Origin of the sequence: Streptomyces sp. NPDC056061 (genome assembly GCF_042266885.1) — a bacterium.
Taxonomy (GTDB): Bacteria; Actinomycetota; Actinomycetes; order Streptomycetales; family Streptomycetaceae; genus Streptomyces.
In genome coordinates, this window is sequence record NZ_JBHJWQ010000016.1 from 121,452 (window position 1) to 137,344 (window position 15,893).

A 15,893-nucleotide genomic window follows, 5' to 3' on the forward strand; every position below is an offset into this window, starting at 1 on the left:
CTCACATCCGGAAGACGCCGAAGCCGGGCGCCGCAGGGTCCTTCTGGGGGAGCGGGGCGTTGGCGCACGCGGTCAGCGCGAGCCCCAGCACCTGCCGGGTCTCCATCGGGTCGATCACGCCGTCGTCCCAGAGCCGGGCGGTGGCGTAGTAGGCGTTGCCCTGGGTCTCGTACTGTTCGCGGATCGGGGCCTTGAACGCCTCCTCGTCCGCCGTGCTCCAGTCGTCGCCGAGCTGGTCGCGTTTGACCGTCGCGAGGACGGACGCGGCCTGCTCGCCGCCCATGACGGAGATCTTCGCGTTGGGCCACATCCACAGGAAGCGGGGGGAGTAGGCCCGGCCGCACATGGAGTAGTTGCCCGCGCCGTACGACCCGCCGACCACCACCGTCAGCTTGGGGACGCGGGTGCAGGCCACAGCCGTCACCATCTTGGCGCCGTGCTTGGCGATGCCGCCCGCCTCGTAGTCGCGGCCGACCATGAAGCCCGAGATGTTCTGGAGGAAGACCAGCGGGATGCCGCGCTGGTCGCACAGCTCGATGAAGTGGGCGCCTTTCTGGGCGGACTCGGAGAACAGGATGCCGTTGTTGGCGACGATCCCGACCGGGTGGCCGTGGATGTGCGCGAAGCCGGTGACCAGCGTCGTGCCGTACTCCGCCTTGAACTCGGCGAACCGCGAGCCGTCCACCACCCGCGCGATCACCTCGCGCACGTCGTACGGGGTCCGGGAGTCGACCGGGACCGCCCCGTACAGTCCGGCGGGGTCCGCCTTCGGCTCCTCGACCGGGCGCACCGTCCAGGGCAGCGCCCCGCGCTCCGGCAGGGTGGCGACGATGTTCCGCACGATCCGCAGCGCGTGCGCGTCGTCCTCGGCGAGGTGGTCGGTCACGCCGGACGTGCGGGAGTGCACCTCGCCGCCGCCCAGCTCCTCCGCCGTCACGACCTCGCCGGTCGCCGCCTTCACCAACGGCGGACCGCCCAGGAAGATCGTGCCCTGGTTGCGGACGATCACCGCCTCGTCGCTCATGGCGGGGACGTACGCCCCGCCCGCCGTGCACGAGCCCATGACGGCGGCGATCTGCGGAATGCCCGCCCCGGACATCCGGGCCTGGTTGTAGAAGATCCGCCCGAAGTGCTCGCGGTCCGGGAAGACCTCGTCCTGCATCGGCAGGAAGGCGCCGCCCGAGTCGACCAGGTACAGGCAGGGGAGCCGGTTCTCCAGCGCCACCTCCTGGGCCCGCAGGTGCTTCTTCACGGTCATCGGGTAGTACGTGCCGCCCTTGACGGTCGCGTCGTTGGCGACGATCACGCACTCCCGGCCGCCGACCCGGCCGATGCCCGCGATGACCCCGGCCGCCGGGGCGGCGCCGCCGTACAGCCCCTCGGCCGCCAGCGGGGCCAGCTCCAGGAACGGGGAGCCCGGATCGAGCAGGGTGTCCACCCGGTCCCTGGGCAGCAGCTTGCCGCGCGCCACATGCCGTGCGCGGGCCCTCTCACCCCCGCCCAGTCTGGCCGTGGCGAGCCGCCCTCGCAGCTCGTCGGCGAGCGCGTGATGTGCCGCCTCGTTGGCCTGCCATGCCTCGGAGGCGGGATCGGCCGCGCTCGCCAGCACCGGTGCCTGCTGCATCGTGTCGAGCCCCCTTGCCCGTACCGCAGTGGTCGCGGTCGCCACCCGGCGGTCGCCGTCGGGTGCGGTCCGGCGGTGGTGTCGCCGGGGCCGCCCCCGTCGGACCGAGTCCCGTCGGGTCGCGATGGTTAATGAGCGTTAACGTCTCTCGGTTTCAGGTTAACGATCGCTAACAGCGTTGTCTAGAATGAATTCCCATGAGCACCCATGCCGCCGCCCGCGTCGCGGCCCCCACCCGCCGCGAGCAGATCCTCAAGGAGGCCGCCCGGCTCTTCGCCGAGCGCGGCTTCCACGGCGTCGGCGTCGACGAGATAGGCGCCGCGGTCGGCATCAGCGGCCCCGGTCTCTACCGGCACTTCCCCGGCAAGGACGCGATGCTCGCCGAACTGCTGGTCGGCATCAGCGAGCGGCTCCTCGCGGGCGGGCGGCTGCGCGTGTCGGAGGACGCCGCCCGCGCGGACGGCTCGCCGCAGGCCCTGCTGGACGCGCTCATCGAGGGGCACATCGACTTCGCCCTCGACGACCGCCCCCTGATCACTCTCCACGACCGCGAGCTGGACCGCCTCCGGGACGCCGACCGCAAGCAGGTCCGCCGGCTCCAGCGGGAGTACGTCGAGGTGTGGGTGGAGGTGGTCCGCGAGCTGTACCCGGACCTGCCCGAACACGAGGCGAGGGCCGCCGTCCACGCCGTCTTCGGACTGCTGAACTCGACCCCGCACCTGGCCCGCCCCGGCGCGCAGCCGGACCGCGCGGGCACGGCCGCCCTGCTGCACCGGCTGGCGCGCGGCGCCTTCGCGGCGGCGGCCCGCCGGTAGCGCCTCCGCGGCGCCGGTGCCACCTCGCGGTTCCGGTGGCGCGCCCGGTCCGGCGGTACGCCGGTGGGGCGTTCGGGCGAGGGCGGGGCCCGGGAGGGGCGGTCCCGGGCGGGGCGTTCCGGGAGGGGGCCGGCCCGTCCGTGCATGCGTGAATTACTCCGGGCGAGGGACGGCGTCCCTTCCTGTATTCCTTTTCCTTTTCCTCGGCGGGGGCTGTCGGTCGGGGTGTCGCGGTGTTCCCCGGGCATATGGTTTGAGCTGACCCGCCACGCCCGATGGGGAATGTGAATGAAAGCATGTCAGGTTTCGGTCGTTGTCCCCTGCTTCAATGAGGACGAGGTGATCGAGGCATTTCACCGCACGCTGGTCTCCGCCCTCGAACCGACAAGGCGTACCTTCGAGATCTGTTATGTCGACGACGGCAGCAGCGACCGGACCAGAAACAGGATCGGTTCCTTCGCCACCGCGGACCGTCGGGTCCGCTACACCTCCTTCAGCCGTAATTTCGGCAAGGAGGCCGCCATGCTCGCGGGGCTGCGCATGTCCCGCGGGGAATCCGTCGTCCTCATGGACGCCGACCTCCAGCACCCGCCCGAACTGCTGCCCCGCATGCTGGAGCTGCGGCGGTGCGGCTACGACCAGGTCGTCGCGAGACGGGACCGCACGGGCGAGGGCGCCGTGCGCACCTTCCTCAGCACCGCCTACTACCGGGCCATGGGCCGGTGCATGGACGTCGAGGTCGTCGACGGCGAGGGCGACTTCCGGCTGCTGTCGCGCGACGCCGTGGACGCCGTGCTCGCGATGCCCGAGACGAACCGGTTCTCCAAGGGGATCTTCTCCTGGATCGGATTCGACACCGTCAGCTTCACCTACCAGAACATCCAGCGTGCGGCGGGACGTTCGAAGTGGGGCGGCAGACGGCTGTTCAACTACGGGATCGACGGACTGATCTCCTTCAACAGTCGCCCCCTGCGCCTCGCCATCCACATGGGCCTCGCGCTCGCGCTCACGGCGCTGGGATACGCCCTGTGGATCATCACCGAAGCGGCGCTGCACGGCGTCGGCGTTCCCGGTTACACCACCCTGCTGACCGCCGTCGTCGCACTTGGCGGAATCCAGCTCGCGACGCTCGGCATCATCGGCGAATACGTGGGGCGCATCTACTGCGAGACGAAACACCGCCCGCATTATGTCGTCCGTGAAACGAACGAATCACCGAAAACAACAGCGGCCGGTATTCATGAGCCGAGTCGCATTCGGGAGCCGAACCGTACGGAACCGCCCGGGCCCACGGCGAGGCGGCCGCGTCCGAGACCCGTCGGGGCGACCGCGATCGGTGCATCCAGATTCCGTACCGTGCGTCAGTTCATCATTTTCGCGGCGATCGGAATCATTAATACGGCGGTATACCTGGCGGTGTACGTCACGCTGAACACCTGGATCCCTTATCTGGCCTCGCACGTCATCGGCTACACGGTGAGTGTCCTGGGCTCGTTCCTGCTCAACTCGTACCTCACCTGCCGCACGAGGCCGACCTGGCAGGCGCTCTTCCGGTATCCGCTGTCGAGCATCGTCAACCTCGTGCTCACCGGCGTGCTGCTCTATCTCGGCGTGAGCCGACTGGGCCTGGGCAAGAACGTCGCCGCTCTGGCCGCCGGGATCATCGCCACCCCCTGCTCCTTCCTGCTCGCCCGCTGGGCCATCGACTCCGGCGCCGACCGGACCCGGCGGCGCGCCGCCCTGGCCGGGAGCAGCACCGGCAACACCGGCCCCTGACCGCCGATCCCCGACCCCTGGCGCCCGGTCCCTCTCCCCGAACCGTCTGCCTCCCCGCATCGCCCGAGCGCCCGCCCCCCGACGCGCACCCTCCGCCCGACTTCCCCCGACGCACGACGCGAGCACCGTACGGAAGGCACCAGCACGCATGACCGCGGAAACGCCGAAGACGACCGACGACCGGCGGAAGGACGACCGACCGGGAGACGAGGGAACGCCCGGCCCGGACGACGACACGGGCGCGGACGCGGGCACGGGCCGCGGCTCCGGTTCCCCTTCCGCGCGGCGGCGCGCGACGGCCGGGACGGTGGCGCTCACCCTGGTGCCGCTCGCCCTGCTCGGCGCGGCGTTCTGGATCGGCCGCCTGGTCCGCCCCGGAGCGGACGACTGGTGCTTCCTCCCGGTGATCCGCGACGAGGGCGCCTCCGGCATGATCGCGAAGTTCTACCTCCACGACAACGGACGTCTCGCCAACGCGCTCATGGTCATCGCGTACGGGGCCTTCGGCGTCGCCGGGCACCAGTGGTTCGCCCCGGTGAGCGGGATCGTCATGCTGGGCATCCTCTGGGCGCTGATCGCCTCGGCGCTCGGCAGGGCCCGGCTCACCGCGCCGCGCGGACTCGCGCTGCTCGTGGCGGCGACGACGGCAGTGATCTTCTTCCTGGCGACGCCGAACCCGTACAAGACGTTCTACTGGCCCGCCTCCTCGGTCTCCCACACCATGGCACCGGTTCTGGCCTGCCTCGCCGTCATCCCGCTGCTGCGCGCCCGCACCCGCCGCGGCTGGGCCCTCGCGCTGGGCGCCGCGCTGGTGACCGGGGTCTTCATCGGCACGCTGTCGGAGGAGACGGCGGTCGTCGCCCTCGTGCTGCTCGTCACCGGCCTGCTGCTCAGCCACTGGGCGGTCCCCGGGCCCGACCGGACCCGGGCCCGCGTCTGGTGCGGGGTCGCCTTCGCCGGAGTCGTGGCCGGGGCGGCCATCCTGTACCTGTCACCGGGGGCCCGCACCCGGCGCGAGCGGTTCGGCGCCGACTCCACGTCCATGTTCGGCCCGGACGCCCTGCTCGCGGCGGGGCGCGGGTTCGGACAGATCCTGGGGACCGTCCTCACCACCTGGCAGTACCTGGGGGCGGTCGCGGTCGGCGTCCTGCTGGGGCTGCTGGTGCGTCGCGAGGGGGAACGCCGAGACGGGCGACGCCACGAGGGGCCGCGCAGCCGCGGCGACGGGAGCCGACCGGACGGGCCATTGGTCCGCCGTCCCCTGCTTCCCCTCCTCGCCGGATTTCTCGCGTTCCTGGTCTCGGGATACCTGTGCACCGTCGTCGCCTACCCCGCCTTCGGGACGAGCGTGGCCATCGCGCCGCGTATCTGGGGCGACTTCCTGCTGCTGTACGTGCTGCTCCTGGTCTGCGTCGGAGCCCTGCTGGGACGGGCCCTGCGTGCCCGCCGTCCGGGGACGCGCACGGTGACGGCCCTGGCCGTCGGCGCCGCGGCGGTGTGCGTGCTGACCTGCGTCGGGCTCGCCGTGCCGTTGTTCCGGCTCGAACAACAGATGGACGTGCGGGCCCAGCGCTGGGATCGCCAGGACCGCTTTCTCAGGGACGGGGCGGCGCGCGGGGCCCAGGTGCTCCCGTACACGCCCGTGTCCGTCGCCGCGATGGGGGAGCCGTTCGGCGACCACGGCAAGCGGCTGTGGCCGGGACAGTGCGTCGCCCGCTACTACCACCTGAAGAAGATCACGTACTCGACGCGGCTGCCCTGAGCGGGCACGCGACGGCCACATGACGACCACGGTCGGATCAAGATCCGGGCACACTGTGCACACCTGACGGCACAATGGGTTCATGCCGATACCCAGCCGGGCCGCCCTGGTCGACCACCTCGTGCGTACGCGCATCGCCGGAAACGTGGCCACACCGCGCGACAACAACCTCTCCCACTACCGCAAGCTCGCCAACGGCGACCGCCACTACTGGCTGGGTCTGGAGCTCGGGGACCGGTGGCGCGACGAGCAGGACGTGCTGGCGGTGATGGCCGAGCGCTGCGGGGTCAACGACGACCCGGAGCACCGGTTCGGGCAGGACACCATCGACCCGGAGCTGACCGTCGACGCCCTGGAGCGGATGGCCGCGCGGCTGCGGAAGGCGGCGGCGGGTGCGGAGCGGGTGCTGTTCGCGACCGGGCACCCGGGCGGTCTGCTCGACGTGCACCGGCAGACCGCGCAGGCGCTGCGGGCCGCCGGCTGCGAGATCGTGCGGATTCCGTCGGGGCTGGTGGCCGACGAGGGCATGGTGTTCCAGTTCGCGGACGTCGCGGTGCAGGAACGCGGGGCGACGCTCTGGCACACCCACTCGCCCGCCCCGATGGCGGCGATCCTGGACGGCCTGGAACGGGAGGGCCGCCCGCTGCCGGACCTGGTGGTCGCCGACCACGGCTGGGCGGGGTGCGCGGCGCAGCGCGGGCTGGATGCGGTGGGCTACGCGGACTGCAACGACCCGGCGCTGTTCCTCGGCGAGGCGGAGGGCACCCTCCAGGTGGCCGTCCCCCTGGACGACCACGTGCTCGACCCGCGTTTCTACGACCCGTTGACGGACTACCTGCTGGGTGCGGCCGGGCTGCTCTGAGGACCGGCGGCCCGCACGGCCCGGCCGTTCGGCGTCCGGCTGTTCACGGTCCGGCTGTTCACGGTCCGACCGGTCGCGGTCCGGCCGCTCGTCGTTCCGTCGCCCGCCGTCCGGCCGCCCCGGCACCGGGCGCTGCGGGGGCGGCCGGACGGCGGGACCGTGCGGGCGGGACGCCGGTCAGTCGGCCGTCCGGCGCAGGACCAGGCTGACGAAGCCGAAGGAGTCCCGGTAGACGCGCAGCCATTCGGAGCGCCGGGTGCCGGCGGTTTCGAGCACCTGCCGGCTCTCCGGGTCGGCCGGGTTGTCCAGGGCCCACGACGCCAGCGTGCCCCAGCACGCCCACTCGTAGGCGTCCAGTTCGGCGCGGGTGCTGACGTGGCCGTGCACGGGCGTCCACCCGGCGGCGACGACCCGGTCCACCGTGGTCGCCAGGTCGGCGAAGTCGCCGAGCATCTCCACGGCCTCGGGGGAGGGCTCGCGTTCCCAGAACCCGTCGCCGATCAGCACCCGGCCACCGGGGGCCAGGTGTTCGCGTGCCGCCGCGAGCGTGGGCAGCAGCCCGCCGAAGGCGTGGGCGGCCCCGACACTGAGCACCAGGTCGAAGCCGTGCGGGGAGGAGAACTCCTCGGCGCCGCAGTGGTGGAGCACCAGACGTTCCTCGATGCCGCGCCCGCATGCGTTCCGGCGGGCGAGTGCCAGCGCGTCCTCGGACACGTCGACGCCCTCCGCACGCAGCCGGGGACGCGTGTCCAGGGCGCGCAGGAGCCATTCCCCGCCGCCGCAGCCGAGGTCGAGCACGCGCTCGTCGCCGCGCGGCAGCCCGTGGTCCAGCAGATGCCGTACCGATTCGTCGCCGAGCGGGGCCTTGATCGGGTGGTGGGTGTGGGCGATCCCGGAGAGCTGTTCATGATTCATCGCCGCAGCGTCTCAGCGCGGTTCCGGTCGCGCATCCGGATTTCGCCCTCTCCCGGTGACGGGGAAGCACCCGGGGCCGCCCGCCCCGACCCGCCACGGGCGGATGGCTCCGACACGGTGCGGGCGGGGCGGGGCGGTGCTGCCGTCAGGTCCGGGGGACGCGGACCACGCCCTCCTGGATGACACTGATTGCCAGCCGGCCGTCCTGCGTGTGGATGCGGGCCTGCCCGAGCCCGCGCCCGCCGGACGCGGACGGCGACTCCTGGTCGTACAGCAGCCATTCGTCGGCACGGAAAGGCCGGTGGAACCACATGGCGTGGTCCAGGCTGGCCCCGACCACGTCGCCGATCGCCCAGCCCCCGCGCCCGTGGGCGAGCAGCACCGAGTCGAGCAGTGTCATGTCGGAGACGTACGTCGCCATGCAGACGTGCAGCAGCGGGTCGTCCGCGAGCTTGCCGTTGGTGCGGAACCACACCTGGGACCGGGGCTCGCGCGGCTCGCCCGCCGTGGCGAACGGCGGCGCGTCCACGTACCGCAGGTCGACGGCGGCGCGCGCCTCGATCAGCCGGTCCACGATCTGCGGATCGCTGAAGCGGTCCGCGTACCGGGGCAGCATCTGGGCGGCCGTCGGCAGTGTCTCCGGGTCCGGGGCGGGCGGCATGTCCGCCTGGTGCTCCAGGCCCTCCTCGTACGTCTGGAACGACGCCGACAGGTGGAAGATCGGCTGCCCGTGCTGGACGGCGACGACCCGGCGGGTGGTGAAGGACCGCCCGTCCCGGATGCGGTCGACGCTGTAGACGATCGGCGCGCCCGGGTCGCCCGCGCGCAGGAAGTACGCGTGCAGCGAGTGGGCGGTGCGCTCGGCGGGGACGGTACGCCCGGCGGCCACCAGGGCCTGGGCCGCGACCTGGCCGCCGAAGACCCGGGGGATGACCGCCGAACGGCTGGTGCCCCGGAAGATGTCCTGCTCGATCCGCTCCAGGTCGAGCAGATCGAGCAGGGAGTCGAGTGCCGTGCTCATGGGAAGGACGTGGCCGCTCTACAGGCCCATGGACTTGGCGATGATCGACTTCATGACCTCGCTGGTGCCGCCGTAGATGCGGTTGACCCGGTTGTCCGCGTAGAGACGGGCGATCGGGTACTCGTTCATGTAGCCGTAGCCGCCGTGCAGCTGGAGGCAGCGGTCGATCACGCGGTGCGCGACCTCGGTGCAGAACAGCTTGGCGGACGCGGCCTCGGCGGCGGTCAGCTCACCCGCGTCGAGGGCCTCCAGCGTGCGGTCGGCGACGGCCTCGGCGGCGTCCACCTCGGCCTGGCAGGCCGCCAGCTCGAACTTGGTGTTCTGGAAGGACGCGACGGTCTTGCCGAAGACCGTACGGTCCTGGACGTACTGCTTGGCGAACGCCACCGCGGCCTTGGCCTGCGCGTACGCACCGAAGGCGATTCCCCAGCGCTCGGACGGCAGGTTCTGGCCGAGGTAGTGGAAGCCCTTGTTCTCCTCGCCGAGCAGGTCCGCGACGGGCACCTTCACGTCGACGAACGCCAGCTCGGCGGTGTCGGACGTGCGCAGGCCGAGCTTGTCGAGCTTGCGGCCTATCGAGTAGCCCTCGGACGTGGTGTCGACGGCGAACAGCGAGATGCCGAAACGGCGGTCCTCGGCGGTCGGCGCGGACGTGCGGGCGCAGACGATGACGCGGTCGGCGTGGACGCCGCCCGTGATGAAGGTCTTGGAACCGTTGAGCACGTAGTGCGTGCCGTCGTCCGAGAGCTTGGCGGTGGTCTTCATCCCCGCCAGGTCGGAGCCGGTGCCCGGCTCGGTCATCGCGAGCGCCCACATCTCCTCGCCGGAGACGAACTTCGGCAGGTAGCGCTTCTTCTGCTCCTCGGTGGCGAGCATCTTGATGTACGGAAGAGCCAGCAGCACGTGCACGCCCGACCCACCGAAGGTGACGCCCACGCGGGCGGTCTCCTCGTACTGGATGGCCTCGAACTTGTGCGTCTCCAGGCCGGCGCCGCCGAACTCCTCGGGCACGTTGATGCCGAACAGACCCAGCTCGGCGAGCTTGCCGTAGAGCTCGCGCGGGACGATGCCCTGCTGGAACCACTCGTCGTAGTGCGGGACGACTTCGGCCTCGATGAAGGCGCGGATGGTCTCCCGGAACGCCTCGTGGTCCTCGTTGAATACCGTACGGCGCACGGGTGTCTCCTTGGTCGACTTCGGACGGCTGCGAGCCGGGATCCCGGACCCGGGAAACGGGCTTCGGCCGGGTCGGCTAAGCGCTTGCTCAGATGATGTCAGAAGTTACCCGGCGGTCACCGCTGCTGTCCAGGGTCGCCCGCCCGGGGTGACGAGCGGCACGCGCCCGCCCTCCCGGCCCACGGCGTGCGCGGGCCGGGAGGGCGTACGGGCTCCCTCCGGTCGGCGCTACCGGAGGGAGCCCGCGCGAAGCGTTCCCCTTCGTCCCCTTGCTTCCGCCCCCTCGGGCTTCCGGGCTACTGCGGCTGGAAGGACCGGATCTGGTAGTCCCCCTGAAGGTTGCCGCCCTTGCCGGCGGCCGTGGAACCGACGCGGCCGTTGTAGTTGGTCTTCGTGTAGTACTGCACACGATGTCCCGTCGAGTTCCACACGGAGCGGACGTTCTGGCCGCGTTGGATGAAGGAGCAGTCGTCGGCGGTGTTCGCCCGCTTCTTGTCCGACCACTGACAGCGCGTTCCTCCGCCGTTCCAGTCGCTGTAGATGCAGAAGTACCCGGCGCTGCAGTTGTATGCGGCGGCCGCGGGTGCGGCTGTGGCTCCGGAGGGCGTGGCGGACGCCGTCCCGATGCCCGAGGCGGCGGGGCCGGTGGCGAGGCCGAGAGCCATGGCGATCGAGGTGACGGCGAGCGCGGTGAAGCGGTTCATGACGGAAACCTCTCTCTGACGGTGATCGGGACCAGCCCCCGATCACCGGCAGCCTGGCACGGCCGTGACCTGCGCAGACAGGCGCGGACGTGGGGCGCTCGAAGCGGCTCCGGATGCGCGTGGTGCCCCGCCGCGCACCGGCGTGAGCCCGTGGGCCGGGCCCGGCCCCGGTGGCGCGTCCGTGACCCGGGGTCGGAGTGGAAGCGTTCGGGACCCCGGGGTCGCGGACGGGGCGGGTCGTGCGCGTTCCGGCGGTCGTGCGCGTTCCGGCGGGTCGTGCGGGCTCCGTTCAGCCGTCGTCGCGATGCCACGAGGTCAGCAGGACGCCGTGTTCGTCCCAGGTCTCCTCCTCGCGGAGGGAAGCGGGAGCGCCGTCGAAGAATTTCCGGCAGCCCAGGGCCCCGTTGGGGTGCCACTCCCTGAACTCGCCCACGGCGCGTCCGGCCCGCGCGACCCCCTCGGAGCGGAGCGTTCCGTCCCGGTACCACTCGCGGGACAGTCCGTCCGGAACTCCGTCGGTGTACTCGTCCAGGCTGATCAGGCACCCGTCCGAGTATTCGGCCAATTCGCCGGTGAGGAGTGCTCCTCGATAGCGGAAGCGCTGATTGCCGTCCATGTCGACGTCCGGGTCGTCCACGTCGATTCGTTGTGCAGAAACCATCGGTGAACCCCGTTCCCGTCTGTCGGCGGCACGTCGGCGGGTCGCCACGACGGGCCATCGTCATGGCAGTTCACCGAACCGGCCGGGATGTTGCCCGGTCCGGCCGGGATGTTGCCCGGACAGCCGAGATGGTGCCCGACCCGGTTCCGGCGTTGCCCGGTCCGTGCGACGGCGCGCACGGTCACACGTGTCTTCCGCGGTCCACGCCAAGCGCACAACCGCCAATGATAGGACTAATTGCGATATCTCTTTCAGCTGGTGTCAAAGCGGGAAAAGGGATGGATGAAGGGCCCGGGGGTTCAGCCGAACGGGCCGAGGCGAGAGGGCGGGACGGTCCCGGCGCAGCCCGGCGGACCAGGCCCCAACGACAGACGTCGCGGACGGTCTCTCACGTACCGCGAACTCGCGGACGACGCAGCACGAACCAGTCGCATCACGTAATCAGTCGCAGCACGAATCAGGGGCCTCTCCCGATGTCCGAACGGGCCCGCGGCGGCATGCCGCGGTCCGCGAGGCGCCCTGTCCCGACCGATCCATGACACACGGAGGTCCCATGCTGGGGGTGGAGCACCCGGAGGCGAGCTGGGTACAGGTGAATCTGTCCCCGCAGCAGCGGTCATGGCCGTGCCTGTACGAATGGCTCACCGGCACCGCGTACGACCTTCTCGACGCGCAGACCGCTCGGGCGTTCTTCTTCATGCACAAGACGCCGGGTCTGAGACTGCGCTTCCAGGCGCCCGGCCCGGCGGGAACGGTCCTGCTCCGGGCCGAACTGCGGCGGCGGCTGAAGGAGTTCGACGGGCTGGCCGGGCCTCCGGTGTGGGTGGTGTACGAACCGGAGGCGCATCTCTTCGGCGGACCGGCGTCCATGCCGTGGGTGCACGAGTTGTTCACCGCCGATTCCCTGGCCTGGCTCGATCACCACGCCCGATGCGGGAGCGGTGGGGAACGGGCCCAGTCGGACTGGCGGTTCTCCCTGGCACTGCTCCGGGAGATGTTCGACGGCCTGCACATCGTCGGCTGGGAGCACCGGGGGGTCTGGGACGCGGTGCGCACGGACACCGGGCGCACCCTGCCCGGCGGGTTGCGGGACGACGCGCTCCGGCAGGCGGCCCGGGGCATCCGCGCCCACTGGGTACGGCCGCGGGGTCGGCTGTCCGACGGCCTGCCCGAGGGGCGGCGCACGTCGCGGGAACTCCACGGCGAGGCGGTGCGCCGGGCGGCGGACCGCTGGCGCACCGGCTACTTCGAGTCCGGTGAGGCGGTGCGCGGACCCCGCCGTGCGGCGGCCCATGCCGTGATCTTCCACTGGAACCGGGGACGGCTCTCGACCGCCCGGCAGAGCCTGATCGCCGAGGCCCTGGCGGACGACGGGGCGGTGGACTGACATGGTCGACATCCGCGTCAACTCCCGTACGGACAGCCGTGGTGGCGTGGCCGGTGCGCGACTGCTGGGCGGTACCGCTCTTGTCCGGGCCTCCGGTGTTCCGTTCCCGACGTGGACGGCCGCGGGCGGATCGGGGCTGTTCGGGCGCGTCGTCGAGCACGCCGACACCGTCGAGCGGCATTCCGTGACGGCCCGGCTGCTGGCCGAGCGGCTGGGACGCGTCGTCCCCGACCCGCGCCTGACGGCCTCCGAGCGCCGTGCGGTGCTGGCGCTGCGACGGCGACTGCACTCCGGCGCGGCGCCCGGCCCCTCGGACTACGGGTTCCTGGTGGGGCTGGCCGCCGTGCCCGCGCAACTCGGCAGGGAGATCGCGGCGTTGTGTCTGGCCGCCGAGTCGGCGCGGGCGACCCGGGGCGAGCTGGAGAGGGCGCTCGACGGCGAGTGGGCGCGGGTCGGCGAGCTGGCCTGGACGCTGGTGTCGGCGAGCCCGGTACTGCGGGAGTTCCTGGAAGCCGCGACACCCGGGCTCGCGGCGGAGGTGACGGCGCGTCTGGCGGCGGGCGAGTCCTGGAGCGGGAAGCGGTTGCGGAAGCGTTCCGCGTATCTGTGGCGGGCCGTGGGACGGGCGGCGGCAAAGACCACACCGCGGGGATGGGTGGGGCAGGTAGCCCCGGTCCCGATCGGCCGCCGGGGGCCGGGGGACGGTGCCGGGGGGCCGCTGGTGCGCGGCGGCGGTGCCGGACGGGGCGGGTCCGGCGGTGGCCTCCTGTCCCGCGGTGCCGTGCTGGAGGCGCTGGCCGCCGACGCGATGGAGAACGTCCACGAACTGCGCACCGGGTCCTGGGCGGTGGACCTGCGCACGGCCGACCCGGCGACCCTGCTCGCGCCCGCCCCCCTGTACCTCACCGAAGGCGGCGGAGCCGGCGGGGGCTCCGGCGGAACGTTGTGCTGCTACGTGCTGGATCCGGGCGACCCGGGACGGCTGCGCAAGGTGACGGTGCGGCGTACCGGGGTGCTGCGCGTACTGCTCACGTCGTTCGCCGAAGGCCCGTGCACCATCGCGGAGTTGGAGGGTGCGTTGCCGACCGCGGCCCCCGGTGTGCTGCGCGCGTTCCTGGCGCATCTGATGGGGTTGGGCGTGCTCCAGCTCTGTCTGGCCCCGCGCCACGAGGCCAGTGCCTGGACTCCGGCGGGCCGGGCGGCCGGAACCGGCCTGCTGCCCCATCCCGTCAGGAGAGCGCGGACGGGCGCGGCGCCGGGCAGGGGAACGGCGGCGGGTACGAGGGCGGCAATGCGGACGGGGACGGGAACAGCCACCGGATCCGGTACGGCCGCCGGCGGCACTGTCCGGTCCGGAACGGGGCGTGGTGACCGCGAGCCGGACAGCTGGTTCCTGGACTCCTACCGCCGCCTGGACGCGCACGTGTCCGACGCGGCAGCCGCCCGCGTCCAGCGTGCGCTGCGCACCGCGCACCGGCTGGCCGAACTGCGCCGCGTCGATCGCGAGGCCACCCCTGGCACGTCGTCGGCATCGGGCACGTCATCGGCTCCGGGTATCGAGGAGCTGGACGAGCGCCCGCGCCCGGTCGGTGAGCTCCTGGCCACTCTGCTGTCACCGGACGCGCCGCTGCCACCCGTGCCGGAGCCCTACCGATACCTGGGATGGCACCCGGCCCGTGTTCCGCGATCCGGGTATGCCCGGCTCCTCGCCCATCTGGCCTCCTGCCGCGACCGCGTGCAGGTCGACGTGGACGATGTCCTCCTGGACGCCCTCGGGGCCCCGTCTGCCGAGGACGTGGTGCCGCCCTGGCCGTTGGACTGCCTGCTGCGCCCGCTGTCCGGGTCGGGACCGGTCGCGGTACTGGAAACGGCATCGCCCGCCGGAATCATCGACGCCCGGTTCACCGAGGCGCTGCGGAACCTGTACGGCGGCTACGACACCGCCGACGCCTACCGGGAATTCCTGGCCGCCGTGGAACGGCGTTCCGGTGTGCGCTTCGTCGAACTGCTGGTTCCGCCGGTCACGGAGCATGCCGCGAACACCATCCGCCGCCCCGCGCTGACCCGCTGGTGGACGGGCGATCCCAACCCGTCCGGGTACTTCGGAATCGGTGATCCCGGTGATCCCGGTGGCCCCGGCGGACCGGGCGGGGTCAGTGGGGCCGCCGGGTTCGGTGTGTCCTGCGGGCTCGGTGACACCGGTGCGTTCGGCGGGTCCGGTGGGTCCGGGCCGCGGTACCTGCCGCTGGACCGCATCACCTTGCGGCGGTCGGGCGGCCGGACCGTCGCCGAGGTGGACGGCGAGCGGGTGCTGCCCGTCTACCACGCCACCCGCAACCCGATGCCGCCGTACGACCGGCTGGTGCGGCTGCTGCTGTCCGCCGGGCACCCCTGGGCGGGGAACGTACTCCGCCTGGACGGTCTCGCCGCCGCATTCCCCGCGTGCGACGATGTCACCCGCACACCGCGGTTGATCGTCGGCACGCATCTGGTCGTCGCCCCGGCCACCTGGCGGGTTCCACGCACCCGTCTGTGGCGGCGGGACGACACGGACCTCGACCGGGTACGGGTGCTCGCCTCGCTCAGACGGTCCGCCGGGATGCCGCGATTCGTCTTCGTACGGCCCGCGTTCGAGGCCAAGCCGGTGCCGGTCGACCTCGAAGCCCTCACCGCGCTGAACGTCGTCGAGCGGACCTGCGCCGCGCTGCCCGGCGACGAGCTGGTCTTCGAGGAGATGCTGCCCGGCCCGGCGGTCGGACCGCGGGGGCCGGTGCTGCGCGACGCACTGCACCGGGGCGAACCGGTGGCCGCCGGACTGGTGCTACGGACCCCCTTCGACAGCACCGCCGACGAGTTGGCGGTGTCCACCGCCGCCGCGCTCACCCATGACGTCCCCGGCCCGTCCGCACCCGGTGCGGGGGCCGCCGGGGCGGTCCACACCCAACAGGAAACACCAAGGAGACAGGAGGAAGCATCATGCCCATCATGGAGCTCACGGACCTCGACACCCTGATCGACGAGCTGGACGAGAGGATCACCGGCGCCGAGCTGCCCGTCGTCGAGGCGGTCGGCAGCGAGCTGTGCTCGATCCTCATCTGCGACTCGACCGTCTGCGAGTCCGTCCTCTGCTGACGGCTCCCTCTCCGGACGACGTCTGTGCACCGTTGAGTTGAACCGGAGCCACCCGGAC

13 protein-coding genes are annotated in these 15,893 nt (G+C 72.1%); 7 read left to right on the forward strand and 6 right to left on the reverse strand.

Annotated elements, in window-relative coordinates; translation table 11 throughout:
* Window position 1 precedes the first annotated feature (1 nt).
* Window positions 2–1,624, reverse strand: coding sequence for a carboxyl transferase domain-containing protein (locus ACFC79_RS22665; RefSeq protein WP_376242798.1), 1,623 nt, complete (start codon window positions 1,622–1,624; stop codon window positions 2–4).
* A gap of 197 nt (window positions 1,625–1,821) precedes the next feature.
* On the opposite strand from ACFC79_RS22665, the gene ACFC79_RS22670 reads away from it, so the two are divergent.
* The 4 genes from ACFC79_RS22670 to ACFC79_RS22685 all read left to right on the forward strand — a co-directional run bounded on the left by ACFC79_RS22670 (window position 1,822) and on the right by ACFC79_RS22685 (window position 6,839).
* Window positions 1,822–2,439: a TetR/AcrR family transcriptional regulator gene (locus tag ACFC79_RS22670; protein WP_376242800.1), complete on the forward strand. Its 618-nt coding sequence runs from the start codon at window positions 1,822–1,824 to the stop codon at window positions 2,437–2,439.
* Window positions 2,440–2,727: 288 nt separating this feature from the next.
* Entirely contained in the window at window positions 2,728–4,215 is a 1,488-nt protein-coding gene (locus ACFC79_RS22675; protein WP_376242802.1) for a glycosyltransferase, read from the forward strand.
* Window positions 4,216–4,363: 148 nt separating this feature from the next.
* Window positions 4,364–5,977: a DUF6056 family protein gene (locus ACFC79_RS22680; protein WP_376242804.1), complete on the forward strand. Its 1,614-nt coding sequence runs from the start codon at window positions 4,364–4,366 to the stop codon at window positions 5,975–5,977.
* Between the two features lie 82 nt (window positions 5,978–6,059).
* Window positions 6,060–6,839 carry a phosphatase gene (locus tag ACFC79_RS22685; protein WP_376242806.1) on the forward strand — a complete coding sequence of 260 codons (780 nt, stop codon included), beginning with the start codon at window positions 6,060–6,062 and terminating at the stop codon, window positions 6,837–6,839.
* 177 nt (window positions 6,840–7,016) lie between these two features.
* Here ACFC79_RS22685 and ACFC79_RS22690 read toward each other — a convergent pair whose 3' ends face one another.
* From ACFC79_RS22690 to ACFC79_RS22710, 5 genes are all read right to left on the reverse strand, one after another.
* Window positions 7,017–7,754 carry an SAM-dependent methyltransferase gene (locus ACFC79_RS22690; RefSeq protein WP_376242808.1) on the reverse strand — a complete coding sequence of 246 codons (738 nt, stop codon included), beginning with the start codon at window positions 7,752–7,754 and terminating at the stop codon, window positions 7,017–7,019.
* Between the two features lie 145 nt (window positions 7,755–7,899).
* A complete protein-coding gene (gene tesB, locus ACFC79_RS22695; protein ID WP_376242810.1) occupies window positions 7,900–8,775 on the reverse strand; it encodes an acyl-CoA thioesterase II in 876 nt (291 codons plus the stop codon).
* Window positions 8,776–8,793: 18 nt separating this feature from the next.
* Window positions 8,794–9,951, reverse strand: coding sequence for an acyl-CoA dehydrogenase family protein (locus ACFC79_RS22700; RefSeq protein ID WP_376242812.1), 1,158 nt, complete (start codon window positions 9,949–9,951; stop codon window positions 8,794–8,796).
* Between the two features lie 296 nt (window positions 9,952–10,247).
* The gene (locus ACFC79_RS22705) at window positions 10,248–10,655 is read right to left on the reverse strand and encodes a peptidase inhibitor family I36 protein (protein WP_376242814.1); all 408 of its coding nucleotides are present in this window, start codon (window positions 10,653–10,655) and stop codon (window positions 10,248–10,250) included.
* Window positions 10,656–10,944: 289 nt separating this feature from the next.
* Entirely contained in the window at window positions 10,945–11,316 is a 372-nt protein-coding gene (locus tag ACFC79_RS22710) for a toxin-antitoxin system YwqK family antitoxin (RefSeq protein ID WP_376242816.1), read from the reverse strand.
* Between the two features lie 553 nt (window positions 11,317–11,869).
* Here ACFC79_RS22710 and ACFC79_RS22715 point away from each other — a divergent pair.
* The 3 genes from ACFC79_RS22715 to ACFC79_RS22725 are packed head-to-tail and all read left to right on the forward strand — an operon-like array spanning window position 11,870 to window position 15,835.
* Window positions 11,870–12,703, forward strand: coding sequence for a thiopeptide-type bacteriocin biosynthesis protein (locus ACFC79_RS22715; protein ID WP_376242818.1), 834 nt, complete (start codon window positions 11,870–11,872; stop codon window positions 12,701–12,703).
* A 1-nt stretch (window position 12,704) separates the two neighbouring features.
* Window positions 12,705–15,716, forward strand: a complete 3,012-nt coding sequence (locus ACFC79_RS22720; RefSeq protein WP_376242820.1) for a lantibiotic dehydratase — start codon at window positions 12,705–12,707, stop codon at window positions 15,714–15,716.
* Window positions 15,689–15,835: a hypothetical protein gene (locus tag ACFC79_RS22725; RefSeq protein ID WP_376242822.1), complete on the forward strand. Its 147-nt coding sequence runs from the start codon at window positions 15,689–15,691 to the stop codon at window positions 15,833–15,835. Before ACFC79_RS22720 ends, ACFC79_RS22725 begins: the two co-directional genes overlap by 28 nt.
* Window positions 15,836–15,893 lie beyond the last annotated feature (58 nt).